The organism is Amphritea sp. GJ51-11, assembly GCF_055808735.1.
Genome location: NZ_CM147881.1, coordinates 2,934,437 through 2,952,071, shown reverse-complemented (window position 1 = coordinate 2,952,071; position 17,635 = coordinate 2,934,437). Strand labels below are relative to the sequence as shown.

16 protein-coding genes and 1 pseudogene are annotated in these 17,635 nt (G+C 48.7%); 11 read left to right on the top strand and 6 right to left on the bottom strand.

What is annotated here, in order from left to right:
• Positions 1–588: 588 nt before the first annotated feature.
• The 7 genes and pseudogenes from peaA (at position 589) to AC0L4K_RS13165 (ending at position 8,896) form a co-directional block, all read left to right on the top strand.
• Positions 589–2,184: a quinohemoprotein amine dehydrogenase subunit alpha gene (peaA, locus tag AC0L4K_RS13195; protein WP_473266591.1), complete on the top strand. Its 1,596-nt coding sequence runs from the start codon at positions 589–591 to the stop codon at positions 2,182–2,184.
• Positions 2,185–2,263: 79 nt separating this feature from the next.
• Entirely contained in the window at positions 2,264–3,697 is a 1,434-nt protein-coding gene (gene peaB, locus AC0L4K_RS13190; protein WP_417226949.1) for a quinohemoprotein amine dehydrogenase maturation protein, read from the top strand.
• Between the two features lies 1 nt (position 3,698).
• On the top strand, positions 3,699–4,025 hold the full coding sequence (gene qhpC / locus AC0L4K_RS13185) for a quinohemoprotein amine dehydrogenase subunit gamma (protein WP_417226951.1): 327 nt from the start codon (positions 3,699–3,701) through the stop codon (positions 4,023–4,025).
• A gap of 18 nt (positions 4,026–4,043) precedes the next feature.
• Positions 4,044–5,186 (top strand): quinohemoprotein amine dehydrogenase subunit beta, encoded by a 1,143-nt coding sequence (peaD, locus tag AC0L4K_RS13180; protein WP_417226953.1) that lies wholly within the window; start codon positions 4,044–4,046, stop codon positions 5,184–5,186.
• Positions 5,187–5,333: 147 nt separating this feature from the next.
• Complete coding sequence (locus tag AC0L4K_RS13175) at positions 5,334–6,668, top strand: alginate export family protein (RefSeq protein ID WP_473266587.1); 1,335 nt, start codon at positions 5,334–5,336, stop codon at positions 6,666–6,668.
• Between the two features lie 267 nt (positions 6,669–6,935).
• A pseudogene (locus tag AC0L4K_RS13170) lies at positions 6,936–8,660 on the top strand (AAA-type ATPase lid domain-containing protein); the annotation flags it as partial.
• 65 nt (positions 8,661–8,725) lie between these two features.
• Positions 8,726–8,896 (top strand): helix-turn-helix domain-containing protein, encoded by a 171-nt coding sequence (locus AC0L4K_RS13165; RefSeq protein ID WP_473269226.1) that lies wholly within the window; start codon positions 8,726–8,728, stop codon positions 8,894–8,896.
• Between the two features lie 48 nt (positions 8,897–8,944).
• Here the strand turns inward: AC0L4K_RS13165 and AC0L4K_RS13160 are convergent, their stop codons facing one another.
• Entirely contained in the window at positions 8,945–9,589 is a 645-nt protein-coding gene (locus AC0L4K_RS13160; RefSeq protein ID WP_473266585.1) for an MOSC domain-containing protein, read from the bottom strand.
• A 254-nt stretch (positions 9,590–9,843) separates the two neighbouring features.
• Between AC0L4K_RS13160 and AC0L4K_RS13155 the strand changes: the two genes are divergently transcribed.
• Positions 9,844–10,824 (top strand): transposase, encoded by a 981-nt coding sequence (locus AC0L4K_RS13155; protein ID WP_473266583.1) that lies wholly within the window; start codon positions 9,844–9,846, stop codon positions 10,822–10,824.
• A gap of 318 nt (positions 10,825–11,142) precedes the next feature.
• Positions 11,143–11,793, top strand: a complete 651-nt coding sequence (locus AC0L4K_RS13150) for a YceH family protein (RefSeq protein ID WP_417224214.1) — start codon at positions 11,143–11,145, stop codon at positions 11,791–11,793.
• 19 nt (positions 11,794–11,812) lie between these two features.
• Here AC0L4K_RS13150 and AC0L4K_RS13145 read toward each other — a convergent pair whose 3' ends face one another.
• On the bottom strand, positions 11,813–11,992 hold the full coding sequence (locus AC0L4K_RS13145) for a hypothetical protein (protein WP_473266581.1): 180 nt from the start codon (positions 11,990–11,992) through the stop codon (positions 11,813–11,815).
• Between the two features lie 167 nt (positions 11,993–12,159).
• Here AC0L4K_RS13145 and AC0L4K_RS13140 point away from each other — a divergent pair, with 167 nt between their 5' ends.
• Positions 12,160–12,564 (top strand): hypothetical protein, encoded by a 405-nt coding sequence (locus AC0L4K_RS13140; RefSeq protein WP_417224212.1) that lies wholly within the window; start codon positions 12,160–12,162, stop codon positions 12,562–12,564.
• A gap of 127 nt (positions 12,565–12,691) precedes the next feature.
• Positions 12,692–13,273, top strand: a complete 582-nt coding sequence (gene betI, locus AC0L4K_RS13135) for a transcriptional regulator BetI (RefSeq protein ID WP_417224211.1) — start codon at positions 12,692–12,694, stop codon at positions 13,271–13,273.
• Positions 13,274–13,458: 185 nt separating this feature from the next.
• Here the strand turns inward: betI and AC0L4K_RS13130 are convergent, their stop codons facing one another.
• The 4 genes from AC0L4K_RS13130 to AC0L4K_RS13115 form a co-directional block, all read right to left on the bottom strand.
• The gene (locus AC0L4K_RS13130; protein ID WP_473266579.1) at positions 13,459–14,181 is read right to left on the bottom strand and encodes a TorF family putative porin; all 723 of its coding nucleotides are present in this window, start codon (positions 14,179–14,181) and stop codon (positions 13,459–13,461) included.
• Between the two features lie 170 nt (positions 14,182–14,351).
• A complete protein-coding gene (gene choV, locus AC0L4K_RS13125) occupies positions 14,352–15,560 on the bottom strand; it encodes a choline ABC transporter ATP-binding protein (protein WP_473266578.1) in 1,209 nt (402 codons plus the stop codon).
• 2 nt (positions 15,561–15,562) lie between these two features.
• On the bottom strand, positions 15,563–16,408 hold the full coding sequence (gene choW / locus AC0L4K_RS13120) for a choline ABC transporter permease subunit (RefSeq protein WP_417224205.1): 846 nt from the start codon (positions 16,406–16,408) through the stop codon (positions 15,563–15,565).
• Positions 16,409–16,557: 149 nt separating this feature from the next.
• Positions 16,558–17,493: a choline ABC transporter substrate-binding protein gene (locus AC0L4K_RS13115; RefSeq protein ID WP_473269225.1), complete on the bottom strand. Its 936-nt coding sequence runs from the start codon at positions 17,491–17,493 to the stop codon at positions 16,558–16,560.
• Positions 17,494–17,635: the final 142 nt, after the last annotated feature.

Genomic DNA, 17,635 nt, shown 5'->3' with positions numbered 1-17,635 from the left:
AGGTCTGAAATCCTATACAGACAATCCGCAACTCAGTGGGATGGCTATTCAGTAGAGTTGCTATCGCAAGGGCTGTGCCAGAGTTATTAAATGCAATTAACTGATTGTTTTATATGCATTTGTTCATGATTTTTAGGCGAGCTTTGACAGCGTCCAACTGTTTTACTCTGAGACAGAGTGTTAAAAAATAAGTCAGTTGGCAGGCTTGTTTGTACGACTGCTGTTCATGGAGGCGGTCAGCGTATAGGCGAGATAAGCGCCCTATATCGGGCGGATCATGGGCTGAGGGGGCAGAGAGGGCGCTGTATTGAGGTGGGTTGTCTTTTAAGGGTTGCTTTCTCGATCAACGATGCGGTGAAAAGCGCAAGGGGTATCTCGATACTGTTACATTTTTGTACAGCGGTGTTACGTAATAAAACACTCGCCAAGCCGTTTATTCCTAGTGGTTTACCCTTATTTCTAGCTAGATGATTGAAAAATATAGAATTATTTCTCTTGGCACACGCCGTGCTACATATCTTCACAGGTTAGAACTATGAGCGGTGTGAGGCTGCCCAATTAAATTAACAACAAAGGAGTCTGGCCTTGATGAAGAATTTTAAACTACCCCGGTTGACGGGTGGGTTTCTGCTGGGGTTGATGTTACCAACAGGAGCCATACAGGCGGCTGATGCTGAAGCCATTATTCAAACGAAGTGTGTGGCGTGCCATACCCAAGAGAAAGCTGAACCTTTGCAGATGAGCCGTATGAGCCATCAACGGAAAACCCCTGAGGGTTGGTTGATGACCATCGCCAGAATGCAGGTGATGCATGGTCTTGAGGTCACCGATGATGAGCGGCGAACCTTGGTGAAATACTTTGCTGATAAGCAAGGGCTGGCACCCGAGGAGACCGAAGGTTCTCGTTATGCCTTAGAACGTCGTCTGACTACCATGGAAAGCTTTGAATCGACTGACTTTGAACAGATGTGTGCCCGATGTCACTCAGGTGCGCGGGTGCAGTTACAGCGCCGTTCGGCGTCTGAGTGGACCCATCTGGTGAACTTCCATTTAGGCCAGTGGCCGAGTCTTGAATATCAAGCCCAGGCACGGGACCGTGATTGGATGGGGCTGGCACTGAATAAGATGGTGCCGGAACTCGCCAGCAATTTCCCTCTGCAATCAACCAGTTGGGATAACTGGCAAAAAGTCACTAAGGTACCCGTGAGTGGTCGCTGGAGTTTTAGTGCACAGATGCCTGTCAAAGGTAATGCCCGTGGCGTGATGACGATCTCTGGCGGTAAAGGGGATCAGTATAAAGTCAGTGTTGATGGCGAGTATGCGGATGGTTCGGCACTGAAGGGTAGCGGTAGCGCAGTGGTTTATACCGGTTATGAATGGCGTGCTAACTTGACCGTCGATGGTGTCAAAATGCGCCAGGTGTTTGCTTTGTCTGCCGATGGTGATGAACTCACCGGCCGTATGTTTGAAACGGTGCATGATGAAGCCGGTATGGATTTCTCCGCGGTGCGTAGCGGTAGCACACCAACACTGCTCTCGGTGCAGCCTAACTATATCCGCGCAGGTAGCACAGAGGTGTTAACGCTGGTGGGAACCGGCTTAGGCAAGCAGATCTCTCTCGGCGATGGTGTGAGCGTAGTCAGTGAAATCTATCGTGATGATAACAAAGTGGTGGTGCAAGCCACGGCTAACAATAAGGCACAACCGGGCCCACGCAAGGTGGATGCGGGTAAAGCGGAAGGCGCCACACTCAACGTCTATAACAAAATTGATCGCATCAATGTCGTGCCTGACTTCACGGTTGCGCGTGTCGGTGGCAATGGCGGTTCAACGCCGAAATATAATGCTTATTTTCAAGCGGAAGCCTGGATGAATGGTGCCGATGGTCAGCCGGGTACGGCGGATGATATGCGCATCGGTTATCTACCGGCTAAATGGCATGTTGAAGCATTCAATGAGCAGGCTGAAGCGGATCGGGATGTTCACTTTACCGGCCGTATGAATGAGAAAACCGGTGTCTTCATCACCGCCGGGGCAGGACCCAACCCTGAACGGCGTATGTCGACCAATAATGCGGGTAATCTCAAAGTCATTGCTGAAGTAATGGATGGGGACAAGGCGCTGAATGCCGAAGGTCAGATGATCGTGACGGTGCAGCGTTGGAATAATCCACCACTGCCATAAGCCGTTCCTGACTAACAGATAAGCGATGTTGTGAACCCGGCAGCATCCTGAAAATAATAATAGTGAGGAGGGTCGTTCTATGGGCGCCCAATTAAATCTGGTAGAGCAAAACTTGCATCTCGTCGCCGTCAGTTCGCGGCAGATGTTGTTCCATATTCCATCAAGCAGCTTGTTTGAGCTGGATGGTTTGACCGCACAGCTCATTGAGTTACTGCGTAACCGGCCAGAGCAGACTGCAGAGCAGTTGATTGGTGAGCTGGCCAACCAGTATCCCACTGCGCAGGTGGCGGAAACGCTGCAAGAGCTGATTGCACTGGAACTGGTGAGTGATGGTTCGCCATTAACGCCTGAAATTGCGCTGAAAAAGATCACCGAGTTTCCCTTAAATACTTTGGTATTGAATGTGAACACCGGTTGTAATCTCAGCTGTAGTTATTGTTATAAAGAAGATCTGGATAAGCCCTCTGAAGGTAAGAAGATGCAGTTCGATACGGCGCGTCAGTCGATCGAAATGTTGATTGCAGAATCCCCTCAAGAGCAGCGCTATAACATCGTTTTCTTCGGTGGTGAGCCGCTGTCGAATCTGGGGCTTATCAAAGATGTGGTGGCCTATTGCGAAGCGCGTTTTGCCGAGCTAGGTAAACCGGTGGACTTTACCATGACCACCAATGCCACTTTGCTGACAGAGGATATCGCCGACTGGCTTAATGAACATCGTTTTGGTCTGTCCGTCAGTATGGATGGACCTAAAGCGATTCACGATAAAAACCGCATCACCGTGGGTGGCCAGGGAACCTATGATGTGGTCAGTCGCAAAGCCAAAATGTTGCTATCTCGCTTCCGTGCCCGGCCCATCGGTGCCCGTGTGACGCTGACTAAGGGCATCACCGATGTGCGTCAGATTTGGCATCACCTGTTCAACGAGCTGGGCTTTGCCGAGGTGGGTTTTGCGCCAGTGACCTCAGGTGATATCAGTTATTACAACCTGAGCGATGCCGAGCTGGTGGATGTTTTCCACAACATGAAAGAGCTTGGTAAAGAGTATCTTGAAGCGGCACTGGAGCACCGAAATATTGGTTTTTCTAATATGCATCAGTTGATTACGGATCTCCATGAAGGCAACAAGAAGGCGTTACCCTGTGGTGCCGGTGTTGCTTTACTGGCGGTCGATCATGAAGGCGGTTTAAACCTGTGTCACCGTTTTACCGGATCAGGGCTGGATACCTTTGGTGATGTGCAGACCGGTATCGATAAGGAGCGCCTCGGCGGTTTCCTTGAACAGCGTTTGGATCGCACCGACACCGGTTGCTCTAGTTGCCGTATTCGTAACCTCTGCTCCGGCGGCTGTTATCACGAAAGCTACGCCCGTTTTGAAGACCCCACTCAACCTGTTTATCACTACTGCGATTTGATGCGCGACTGGGTGGACTTCGGTATCGAAGTTTACAGCCGCATCATGGCCGAAAATCCGGCCTTTATCGACAGCTACATATCTCCCCGGAGGGCTCATTGATATGAAACATCTCAAGCCTGTTAATAACAAAGCACACACTCTCACTAAAGCCGTAGCCGACGATCAGGTCGAAGAAGTCGTGGCGATGCAATCGATTGCGGGCTGTACCGCGACCACCGATCCAGGTTGGGAAATCGATGCTTTTGGGGGCGTAACGTCCCTGTGTCAGCCGATGGAATCCGACCTCTATGGTTGTGCCGATCCATGCTGGTGGCCTGCTCAGGTGCCCGACATGATGAATACCTATCCGGACTGGAATGAGAAAGCAGCGAGCTCCGGCGAAAACTGGCGCAACTTGGGAACTGTGTTCCCTGCTGATAAAGACTAACCGAACAGGATGCTTACGATGAGAAAAAGAACGATGCTTCCTCGCAGTATGACCATCATGCTGACGACGTTAACGTTGGGATTAACAACTTTAACCAGTGGTTTGGCGGTTGCTGCCAAGGGGCCTGCACTGAAGCCAGGCAACGAATATATGGTAGTGGCTAATTACCCTAATCAGATGCATGTGTTGGATTTGCAAACCGAGAGTGTTTACAAAACCTGTGATATGCCCGGGCGGTTTGGCCCGGGGGCACTGCAGGTGGCTCCGGATAAAAAAACCGCTTATATCCTTAATAATGGCTATGAAGATATCTACGGTGTGGATATGGATACTTGCGAGGTTAAGTTCCACGCCAAAATGGCACAGAGCCACAAAGAGCGGACGAAGACTATGTATGCCTTTGCCCTGAGTTATGATGGTAAAGAGCTATACGCGGTGCAAAATCCAACGCTGATGGAGCGAGATCACTATGTTGTGCAGCCAACCCGGTTGGCGGTTTACAACACCGATGCTGGTTTGGATGCTAAGCCAACCCGGATGCTACCAACTCCTCGACTGGTTACGGCGATGCAGATGGGTAAAGATGGTGGCTTATACTTGGCCGGTGCCGATATTTATAAAATGGATGTACAAACCGGTGAGTATGAAGTCGCGGTGCCAAGTCGTAACTGGCAACGGGAACGCTATATTCAGCCGGATGTGTTGAACGTCTGGGCGGTGCAAACGCCGACCCAAGACTTCACCATTCTCTACACCACGGCCCGTTTTCAGAAAGGTTCTGATGATCTGAATACGGCGGATTGGATCTATGGTTATTTCAATATCAATTTGGAAACCGGTGCTACCGAAACCAAAGATTTTGGCCCATTAACGGAGATCTATTTTACCGGTACTCGTTCACCTAAAGACCCTAATATTATGTATGGTGTACTCAACCGGTTAGCCAAATATGATATTGAGAAACAAACGCTGGTTAAAGCGGCCGAGCTGGAGCACTCCTACTATTGCGTAACGGTCAACCAGACCGGTAGCAAAGTCTATCTAGCGGGTACTTCCAATCATGTGGCGGTGTTTGATGCTGACTCCCTTGAACGTTTAAATACCATTGATCTACCGGGTGGCGATATGTCTACCACGACGGCTCAGGTGTTTATTCGCTAAACGATTTCTCTAATACGGTAACTCCCCTTTGTGCGCTCTTGATGAGCGGCTTTGGGGGAGCTTTGCCTGAAAACTATCGCAGCGGTGTGTATGGGCGCTTTGTTGAAGCTTTAACAAGGCTATTGGCACCGCGTTGTCTGGGATTTGATGATGAAAAATAATAAAAGACACTTTGTTAAAGTGAATGCCTTGGTTGGCGCACTGTTCGCCACCGGCATGGCTCACGCGGCCACGGTATATGAACAAGATGGCAAAACGGTTGAGTTTAATGTGGAAGGGATGGCGGGTGTTTTTTCCACCAACGAAAACTATGATGGCGTCGATAATGGCGGTAACGATTGGCAAGAAGGTTATATCAAAGGGGATCTGGTTGGCCGTCAGGCGACCGCAAATGGCACGATTTACAGCGGCTTAGGGTTGATTGCGTTGGGTACCGGTGGTGATGGCGATGCGGGAGGCTATACCAGCGGTGGTGAGAGTGAAGTGAAGGTAGAGAACGCTTTCGTCGGTTGGCAGAGCCGTACCGGTCTGTTTGATCTCTCTATCGGACGTCAAGCCTTCACCGTTGGCGATGGCTTTATCTTAGCCGGCGATGCCATCAGCTTAGGGGATATGGGGATCTCCGGTGTGGATGTGGATCGCGGTGGTGCTTACTATTTAGCGGGTCAAAAAAGCTTTAAGCAAACCGCCATACTCAAAGTTGACCCGGAAGGCCCATTACGCAGTGATCTATTTTGGTTACAGTCAGACAACCCCTATCATCAGGATACCGAGCTTGCTGGGGTTAACCTTGAGTGGGTCGATGAGACTCATGGCACACTGGGGCTGAGTTATATGTCGGTGCTGGATGTCGATCAAGGCGCTGGTTTTGGTCTTTGGGATCAGCGTAAGGGGATGGATGTGGTCAGCCTGCGTGGACAGGGGAATGCCGGGGTTGAGAACCTGTTTCTATCGTTTGAATATGTCGATGAGCAGGGTGGCGATACGGCGGTTAAAAATGATGCGAATGCTTGGTATGTTGAAGGCGGTTGGACCTTTGCCGATCTACCTTGGTCGCCAACGCTTAATTATCGTCATGCGAAGTTCTCTGGTGATGATAGCGCTACCAGCGATAATGAAGCCTTCGATCCACTATTTTTCGGTTTCACCCGTGGCTTTGGTACTTGGTTTCAGGGTGAAGTGGCCTCTAACTATGCCGGGCCTGCGAACAGCGGTAATGATGTTGATCGTTTAGAGCTGCTGCTGCAACCTCGGGACGATCTGACTCTCGGTATGCAGTATTGGGATTTTGGCAAACAGGATGATGCTGGGGATATGTCCGGCCATGAAGTTGATCTGTATGCCCTCTGGTCGATTAACGACAACTTTGTCTTTAGTCCGTTGATTGGTTATTACACACCGGATGGTTCCGCTGTGGTAGCGAATCAGGCGAATGATGACAGCAATGTGTATATGCAAGCGGTGCTGATGTACTTCTATTGAGTGTTTATTATTCATGATTGAGGAGGCCCTACTCCTTCAGCCGCGATAACAGGTTTTATTGCTTGCCTCGATATCGCTTTCCCACGCGCTGTTTCAGTGTCGTGGGTTTTTTAGTCTGTTATAGACGGGCATTTTATATGAGCCATCAGCAGATGTTGGCCGGTTCGTATGAAGACGCTTGGGTTGCTATCGTTAAGGTGATACGGTAAAAAATTAGATGGTGTGTATGTGACTCGTTAAGTCTAGACGTGGTGAGTGATTATAATAATGAAAAAAACAGCCGTTACAGCCCCGACGACCGATCAACTTCAGACGGTGGAAATTGCGCGCAGTCGCCTTATCGAGCAGGGTGAGGTGCCCAGTGGGGTATTGCGTAGCGAAATAGAAGATTCTTGGTTACGCAGTGTCAATGCCGGGCTTAATTGCGATGCGCCGTTAGATCTAGAAAACCTGTCCAAAGACGGTATCGATGACCTGAGAGATAAAAATCGCCGGCTGATTGAAGCCGCGCATCCCGAAATTAAACAACTGGTCGAATATTTTCGTTCCGATGGCGGTTTGGTCATGCTGACCGATGAGTCGGCTACCATTCTTAAAGTCAAAGGCGAAACCCGTCATCTGGACAGCAGCACCCGCTATGCTTTAGCTCCTGGTGCCAACTGGGGGGAAGAGTTACGAGGCACGAACGGCCCAGGCACGGCGGTGGTGAATCGCTCACCGCTGATGATTCGCGGCAATGAACATTTCTTAGACTCTATTGGTTATCTCTCTTGCTGCTCAGCCCCTATTTCTGATCCTAAAGGGGAGCTTCTCGGCGTACTCGATCTGACATCACCAACGGATTACCAAAATTTACCGCCCAACCTCAGCCTCGTACAGCAGGCGATACGGTCTATCGAAAACCGTATCTTTAGCGGTCAATTTCAACAGCATATTGTGCTGAGTGTACATTCAAGACCGGAATACCTTCGTTCGTCTTGGCAAGGTTTGTTGGCGCTGGAATTGGACGGTCATATTCAAGCGGCTAACGAGCAGATCTGTCAATTACTTAACCGGAAACGGGAACAGTTGGTAGGACGCAATCTCGAAGAGCTGTTTGGTGTGCGCGCTGAAGTGCTACTCACCGATCTACACCGTAAGGGGCGTGGTCAGCTGCGCACTCGAGGTGGTGATTTCTACTGTGAGTTACTGCATTTCCCCAATAGTTTACCGACCGCTTATAACGCTCCACTCAAGCCGAGTCGCCATAAAGCCTCACCGGCGCCACTGCATGCACCACCTTTGAGCGAACTGGCAGGCCAAGATCCACGGTTACAGAAAGGTGTCAGGATGGGCAGCCGAGCACTGTCCCATGAACTGCCAGTCTTGATTCAGGGGGAAACCGGTACCGGTAAAGAGGTGATGGCTAAATCTCTGCATCTTGATAGCCGCCGCAGCCGAGGAGCGTTTGTCGCGGTTAACTGTGCCTCCATTCCCGAAGGGCTGATAGAGTCGGAGCTATTTGGCTATCGTGAAGGTGCATTTACCGGATCACGAAAAGGCGGCATGGTTGGGCGTCTGGAACAGGCTCAGGGCGGCACACTGTTTCTCGATGAGATCGGCGATATGCCGCTGGCATTGCAGGCGAGGTTGTTGCGGGTTTTGCAGGAACGGACTATTTCTCCATTGGGAGGGGGGATGAGATTGCATTGGATATCGCGGTGATCTGTGCATCCCATCGGGATCTAAAATCCTTAGTGGCGGACGGCCTGTTTCGCGAAGATTTATATTACCGTCTCAATGGTGTCTGTCTGCGTATTCCGGCGTTCCGTGATCGCACTGACAAAGAAGACTTTATTCGCTATTTCTTGCAGCAATTGACACCTGATGGCCGCCAGATAGATATCGATGCAGAGATGATGGCGCAACTGCTGAATTATCATTGGCCGGGTAATATCCGCCAGTTGGAAACAACGCTGAGAGTGGCGATCGCCTTTATGGAGCCCGATGAGGTGAAAATCGATAGTAGTCATATCAGTGATGACTTTCTTGAAGAGCTGAGTGGGCAGGGCGCTGCGATGGGCTGCTTAGGGCAGCACCAGAGCGGTGGCACATTGAAAACCAGCGAGTTGTTAACTATTCAACAGGTGCTAGAACAGCATGAGGGGAATATTTCGGCAACCGCCACAGAACTCGGTATCAGCCGAGCAACCCTGTATCGCAAACTTAAGCAACTCGACGATGCTTAGTTAAATAATAGGGCGTTTTTAGGGGCGCTTACCGACTCTTAAACGCTTCTATTCAAAACGCCACTCATCCGACAGCCCTGGGATCTTAGCATTCACTAAAGGTCCCGGTTGTTTATTCAAGCGTTGCAACAATATCTGCCAGATCTCTGCCACCGGGATACTGTTATCCAGCCGCTCGAGAAACTCAATGTTATCTCCAAGACGGAGCTGACCGGCTTCTAATACTCGGTAATACCAGCCAGAAATCGCTTCGGACATCAACAATGAGGCGATATGTGCATTGCCATATTTATGATTGACCTTCCAACAGGGGCGGCGAGGTTGGGATACCTGCACAATAGCACTGCCAAGCCGAAAGGTATCACCGATATGAACCTCGGTATCGATTAGCCCATGGGTCGATATATTCTCCCCGATAGAGCCCGGTATAAAGCTATCACTGAGATGGGGCAGTGCTTCTTGTAACAGTGAGTAATGTTCAGCGGGGTAATGATAGATCGCCTTTTCTGGCCCACCATGCACCCGTTTATCCACCTGGATATCACCATTCAACCCCATCTCACTAATTTCATGGGTTATGTCTGAATGAATTTTAACAATACCGGTAGGCGTCTTTGCCGGGCCGATAGTCGATAACTGGCCAATATAAAGGCCTTCAACAGGAGAGCTTAGTTGCTTTATTTTATTATCCATCACTCATTACCCATGACTTACTATAAGACAATCATTCTAAAGTTACGTGCTTCAAATCACCACCCCAAGCACTTCCGCTTTTTTAAACAGGGACAGGCACTACTTAATTGACTCAAGTTCTTTATATGGGACAGGCACCCTTAATTGACACATGGCTTTCAAAATGGACAGGCGCTGTAAAATTGACAACTCGATATGCCAACCCTAAGCTCAAAATCAGCATTGATTCACACATCGTTAAAAGGACTTTACCGATGACTCGACCTCGACAGGAACTCGTATCTCTTCAAGACACTCCCTATTATCATGTCGTCTCCCGCTGCGTGCGCCGTTCATATCTATGCGGTGTTGATCCTATTTCCGGTAAAGATTATCAACACCGGCGTCAATGGATCGAAGATCGTATCCGGATCCTATCCTCTCTTTTTGCGATTGATGTTTGTGCCTATGCGGTGATGTCTAACCACCATCATCTGGTCGTGAAGATATGCTCTGATCAAGCCCTGTCCTGGACGGATACTGATGTTGCAAGCCGTTGGACTAGTTTATTCAAAGGCCCACTACTGGTACGTCAGTGGATGTCTGGTGAGCCTTTAACCGCTTCAGAAGCAGAAACCGTTAGTCATATCATCTCGGTTTATCGTGAGCGGTTGAGCAGCCTTAGTTGGTTTATGAAATGCTTAAATGAACCTATTGCCCGACAAGCCAATCAGGAAGACCAATGCACCGGCCATTTCTGGGAATCACGTTTCAAATCCCAGGCCTTATTAAGTGAAGAAGCCCTGCTATCCTGCATGGCCTATGTGGATCTAAATCCGATACGATCCGGAATAGCAGAAACGCCGGAAGATTCAGCACATACCAGTATTAAAGAACGAATCAAATCAAAATTTAATCAGCATGACGCGATTACATCACAACAAGAACAGAAGTCTCTGCAACGCTTTAAACATCCAATAAAGCCCCTTGCAGTGTTTGAAGAGTGCATCAAGAATGATGAACAGATGGGCATTTCATGCTGTTTAAAAGACTACCTCGAGCTAGTCGACAGCACCGGCCGTGTGGTCAAAAATAACAAACGAGGTGCTATCCCACTGCATCACCCTCCTATCCTCGAACGACTGAGGCTAGACTCACAAAATTGGCTTAGAAACGCCACTGAATTTGAACAACTCTATCCGAAGAAATTTGCAGCCAAAAGACGACCTAAGCGACGGTCAAGGCTGACTGCTTAAGGCTCACCAAAAGCTATCTTTGCTAATTAATGATCAGTTATTGTACTGAGGCTCCAACATCAGAAAATTTCGGATAACACCCGATTATGGGGTTGATTTTTAAGTTACTAACCCGAAACGTAAACCTATCAGATATAAATATCTGAATACTAATTCAATGGTTTATTGATTTTTTTAAGCGAGCCTGTCCTTCTTTAGGAACTTTCTTTAAGAACCTCCTTCTTCAAGAACTGAGTATTTCAAACTATTTGGATGCCATTTGCTGGAAATAGGGTAACCTTATGAAAGTGCTAATAATTTACTGAATGAGGGTAGAACATGGATATGGATCTGAGTCTTTTGCAAACCCGAGTGATTGGTTGTCTGATTGAGAAAGAGAAAACCACGCCGGATCAGTATCCTCTCACGCTGAACGCTTTGACTACGGCCTGTAATCAGAAAAGTAATCGTGATCCGGTGATGGATCTGTCGGATACGGATGTGCAGACGGTGATTGATGAGTTGAGTCAGAAGCGTCTGGTGCGTGAAGAAACCGGCTTTGGCAGTCGGGTAGCGAAATATAAACACCGTTTTTGTAATACCGAATTTTCTGAATTGAAGCTAAGTGAACAAGAGCTGGCGATTATCTGTACGCTGTTTCTGCGGGGACCACAAACCCCCGGCGAACTGCGTAGTCGTACCAATCGTTTATGTAGTTTTCGTGATGTGCATGAAACAGAGACTGTGTTGCAAAAAATGAGTGAACGGGAAGAGTATCCGTTGGTGGTGCGTATGCCGCGAGAGCCGGGTAAGCGGGAATCTCGTTATGCTCATTTGTTCAGTGGGACAGTGGAAGCCGCTGATCCAGCGGAATATAACGCACCAGCGCAAAATATCCGAGTGAGTCCCGATACGATCCAAGCGCTGGAAGAGCGTCTCGCCACACTTGAAGCAACCGTTGCTGAGTTACAGGCAAAACTGGCGGACTAAATAATGTTTTCTGCTTTGCTTAGTGGCTATTGTCTTTTTGCTGCGCACTCTGCATGTGTGGGATGCCGCTAAACCCGGATGGCACCTCTGTCACCACGCCACCTTGTTGTAAAAACTGGTGAGTTTGTTGGCGAATAGATTCGTGGGTTTCATGGGCGGCAGGTGGCTTAGGAATATTTCGTTGACGCAGGGGTTTCATCTTAATTGCTCGCTGGTTGTTAGTTCAGGGATACCGAAGTATAGGCAATATTTCTTGCTTTGCTTAAAAAATAGCCAATTAAACGAGCGTTAGACTCAAGTGGGGCTATTCTTATTCATACATTGGCTTGGTGCGGTTAATTAATTTAGCGAAAGGAGATTTCAAGGATGAGGCATCTGATGGTGTTGGTCTTGATGGCGGTGTTGTCCGGGTGTTCCGGCAGCGAAGAATTGAAACCCTTTACCAGTGATGGCTGCAGCTCGTTCCCTAATGGCACTCGGGCTGAGAATACGCTTTGGCTTTCCTGTTGTGAGCAACATGATTTAGCTTACTGGCAAGGCGGTACTTATCAACAGCGCCTAGAGGCGGATAAGGCGTTAAAAGCCTGTGTGGCTGATGTTGGTAAGCCGGAAGTCGCTCTATTAATGCTGGCGGGCGTCAGAGTGGGTGGCAGTCCTTTTTGGCCGACTCAGTTTCGCTGGGGTTATGGTTGGCCCTATTTGAAACCTTACGGTGAGCTGAGTGCCTCGGAACAGGCGCAAGTTAAAAAGTTATTGCCGCTTAAACCGTAACTCACTTTGGTAGATCATTACTTATTTCTGTCTGTTAGCGGTGATAGCGCCTGATTATGGGTTGACAGTCTAGGGTCAGAAGAGCATTTTTAATTAAACGACTATTTAAGTATACGGATTTCGATTAATGCCTAAAGTGGGAATGTCTGAAATAAGAAAGCCACAGTTAATCAATGCCACGATGGATGCGATTAATGCGGTGGGTTTACATAAAGCCAGTGTAGTGATGATCAGTAGTTATGCCGGCGTATCCCCCGCCATTATTAACCATTATTTTGGTGGCAAAAGTGGTTTGCTTGAAGCGACGATGCGCTCAGTTTTGAAACAACTTTCCGAAGGCGTTAAAACCCGTTTACAAAACACCGACCCCGATGATGCGGTATTGCGGATTCAGGCGATCGTTGGCGGTAATTTTTCGTCGGATCAGATGGAGAGTAAAGTTGTAAAAACCTGGTTGGCATTCTGGTCTCAATCGATGCACGATGACGCGCTGTTTCGCTTACAGCGCGTTAACGAAAAGCGGCTGCTTTCCTATCTGCAACTAGAGTTAAAAAAGCTATTGCCTGCGGAGAAAGCGATTTTTGTCGCGCAGGGGATTGCGGCATTGATCGATGGTATCTGGTTGCGAGGCGCGTTGTCGCCTGAGGGTATTAATGCTGAATTGGCGCAGCGAATGATTTCTGATTATTTAACACGTCAGTTAGTCTGATAACTTTGCACGTTTTTGTGTGTCGTACTTCGAGTTGAATTCGTAAGTATTTGATAAAATGGTGTAGCTTTAGGTGCGTTGAATAAAAAGCCCCAGCGTTAATTAGGGCTTTTTTTTGGCTTCAATATAAAGCACGCACGGCGCTTATAGGCTTTTATATCTACGTTGCCGTATTCTTGGTAGGTTTATTCAAACGTACGGCTGATGCTAAAGACTGCCCGTGCATCAGCGGTGTCACCCCAGTAGTTATCTTCGATATCCGTGTCGGTATAACCTAGCGCTAGATCAAATCCTGCAAGAGATTTAGCGACAGAGATACCCCAATGATTGTAGGAATCGTCATCGACATTAGAACCGAAATAGTAGTCTCCACCGTCTTCTAATAATTTGGTGTGCGAAGCGTCCAGCGTCAGTGCAAAGTCTGCTGGCAGGTTGATGGTATGGCTCAGGGTGATAACGATTGAGTTACCAACTTCACCGAAATAATCATCAGAATAGAGTACTTTAGCGGAGGTGTTTTCTTTATAGGTAATGGCGCCATAGAGTTCACCGTAATCGAACTCTCCGCCGGCATCGTTGGCACCGGGGTAGGTATAGAAGGCATAGCCTACATCAAAGCCGAAGTCGTCATTGATACTGCCGGCATAGCCTGCGTAATAATCGATCTCGACTTCAGCGGTACTGTAGCCAACATCATCTAAGCCTGAAGCCCAGGCTCCGACATAGAAACCGGCATCGTTATACCAATCGACACTGCCTTGCAGAGTCGCATCACCATCGGTGCTACTAACACCGTTATAGACGTAGTCAGATACCAGTGAGACGGTGGCTGAAACATCTGCTTGAGCCGGTAATGCAAAGCTGGCGGATGAGGCAACCAGAGCGGTATAGAGTGCTTTTTTCAACATGTTAAATCTCCGAGATTAAAAGGGTTTTGTCGTTATCTTTATACTGTTCAGCTGTATTTTGCCGAATTTAGCGCGCGCTTGGTCGCTACCTGACGGATCAGGTAGTGACTAAACAGCGTTTTAAACGATTGAACGTGGTGCGGGTCAGCGTGCCGTTTTATCTGTTTGGGTTAGCGGTCCATTGCATCGGCTTCTGTTGTGGTGAAGTGTTTGCCCAGCAGGGCATGATAGAAGTCTTTATCGGAAAGAATGCCAACCAGGCGGTCCTGCTCGTTGAGCAAGACCGGGAGCCCTGTGTGGTAGCGGATCTCTATCGCATCGCGCATCGATATCTCAGGGGTGGCAATGACCAGCATTCCCTCCGTTAGTTGCTCAATCTCTTGCCCCGTCTGCCAATGATGTAACACTAGCGGTTTATCTTGACGCAGGGCTGAGGATACTTGCCCTGAACCATCGACGCTGATGCGGGTGTTGTCATTGCGACTTAGTATCAACATATCGTCAAGGCGTTCTAGTGTTGCCGCCTCGGTCATAAGCGAGCGGCCTTTGAGAACATTGAGAGGGTTGGTGTGGGCGACAAAGTTTTCCACATAGGTATTCACGGGGTTGAGCACGATATCTTCTGGTTTGCCATGTTGGATAATCTCCGCAGATTCCATAATGGCGATGTTTGTGCCGATCTTTAGCGCTTCATCCAAATCATGGCTGACGAACAGGATGGTTTTATTCAACCGCTGCTGTAACTCAATCAGCTCATCCTGAAGTTGGCTACGAATCAGAGGGTCTAGCGCCGAAAAGGGTTCGTCCATCAGTAAGATGTCGCTGTCCATCGCGAAGGCTCTGGCAAGACCAACCCGTTGCTGCATACCGCCGGACAACTCATGAGCATATTTATCGCTCCACTCATGTAGTCCAACCATTTCTAGTTTTTCCATCGCCTTGGCGCGACGTGCTTGTTTGCCCATCCCTTGCATCTCTAGACCAAAAGCGACGTTATCCAACACGGTTAACCAGGGCATCAAGGCGAAGTTTTGAAATACCATTGAGACACGACGGGTACGCATATGGCGCAAGGTTGTTTCATCGCAAGAGCCGATATCGACCATTTGATCGCCATCTTGCACCAGCAACTCACCACGGCTTACAGGGTTTAAGCCGTTGACGGCCCGCAGCAGGCTCGATTTACCTGAGCCGGAAAGGCCCATTAGAACACAGATTTCGCCTTCAGCGACCTCGATATTGGCGTTATGAACACCGACAACGCTGCCCGTTAGGTCGATGATCTCCTGACGAGTTTTACCCTGATCCAGTAGCGTTAGGCTGGTTTCGACATTGTCGCCGAATACCACATCTAAATTACGAATACTGATAGCCGACATGTTTAGCCTTCCTCTTTAGAACCGGGATTTTTAAAGATACGATCGAGGATGATCGCCACCAAGACAATTGCGAGGCCCGCTTCAAATCCCTGTGAAATATTCACAGTGTTGAGTGCTCGAATGACTGGTTTGCCTAAACCATCTGCGCCGACCAATGCTGCAATGACTACCATGGATAGTGACAGCATGATGCATTGGGTGATGCCTGCCATAATGCTTGGCATCGCCGCCGGTAGTTCGACTTTAAACAGTAGTTTCGACGGCGTCGCACCAAAGGCTTTACCCGCTTCGATCAGGTCGTCCGGTACTTTGCTGATACCCAAATAGGTGAGTCGGATCGGTGCGGCGATGGCAAAAATAATGGTAGAGATCAGTCCCGGTACCACACCTAAGCCAAACAGTACCAAGGTTGGAATTAGGTAAACAAAGGTGGGGATAGTCTGCATCATGTCCAAGATGGGCCGCAGATAGGTGTAGAGTCTCGGGTTGTGTGCAGCCAAGATACCGATAGGAATACCGACTACGACCGAAATGGTGGTGGCGGTTAACACCAGCACAAAGGTTTCTAGCATCTCTTGCCAATAACCTAAATTGAGAATTAATAGCAGTGCAACCACGACAAAGATCACCAGTGGAATACTGCGGTGTATCGCCCAAGCAACCGCTGCTGCCATGATCATCGGCACATAGGGTGGGAACCACTGAAAAATATCCACCACCGAGAGGATCAACCACTCGAGGGATATCGAAATAGCATCGAAGAATCCAGCTGCATTAAACGTCAGCCAGTCGACAAAAGCTTCCATCCAGCTACCCAGAGGGATTTTATGTTCTGTAATCCAGTTCATACGACTGCCTTTTTATAGTTGGGTTGCCGATATTCAGGTTAGCGTTGTGAATACCGACGGGTAAAGATCACCTGACTATCGGATTAAGTATGCTGATACTTAATCCGATAGGGCTTGAAGAGTGTTGCAGGTGTTACAGACCCAGCGTGTTAAAGTTTTAAATATTGGCGCACAGCAGGCAATGACGCTTTACCATCCAGTGTGGTGACACCGTCAAGCCAGTTGTTCAGTACTTCAGGGTGGGTTTTTAACCAAGCACGGGCTGCGGCAGCAGGTTTCATACCATCATCTAAGATAGCGCCCATGATCTGGTTTTCCATTTCTAGACTGAAAGAGAGGTTTTTTAGCAGGTGACCGACATTAGGACACTCTTGGGTGTAATTCTGGCGTACATTGGTATACACACTGGCGCCACCATAGTTTGGCCCAAAGAAGTCGTCGCCACCGGACAGGTATTCCATATCAATATTGGCGTTCATCGGGTGTGGTGCCCAGCCTAGGAAGACAACCCATTGCTCACGTTTTGCCGAACGGCTGACTTGGGAGATCATACCCGCTTCACTGGATTCAACCAGCTTGAAGCCTTTTAGACCGAAGGCATCATCATCGATCATGCTCTGGATTAGACGGTTACCGTCGTTGCCCGGTTCAATCCCGTAGATACGGTCTTTCAATTGGTCTTTAAATTTGGCAATGTCGGCAAAGCTTTTTAGACCAGCGTCATAAGCATATTTTGGCACGGCTAGGGTATATTTTGCCCCTTCTAGGTTAGCGCGAACGGTTTCAACGGTGCCTGCTTCACGGTAGCTGGCGATGTCCGCTTCCATGGTGGGCATCCAGTTACCCAGAAAGACATCGATATCACCATTGGCTAATGAGGTGTAGGTGACGGGTACGGACAACAGTTGGGTCGATGGGGTGTAACCTAGGCCAGTAACAACCTCGCTTGCGACGGCGGTGGTGGCGGTGATATCGGTCCAACCGACATCTGAGAAACGAATATTATCGCACTGTCCAGCAAAGGCAGTGGAGGCTGTTAGGCTGGCGACGGTAAGCCCTAATACGCGAGTGAAGCGGTTAAGCATCGGTGTTGAACTGGTGTTTTTCCGTTGTACATTCATGCGTGAATACCTTTGTTGTCATTAAATTAGATGCGCTAGTGTTCTCTTCTGTTGTGTTTCTTTGAACGCTGCAACAGTCCCTGTGCAGCAAGGCAGAACAATATTC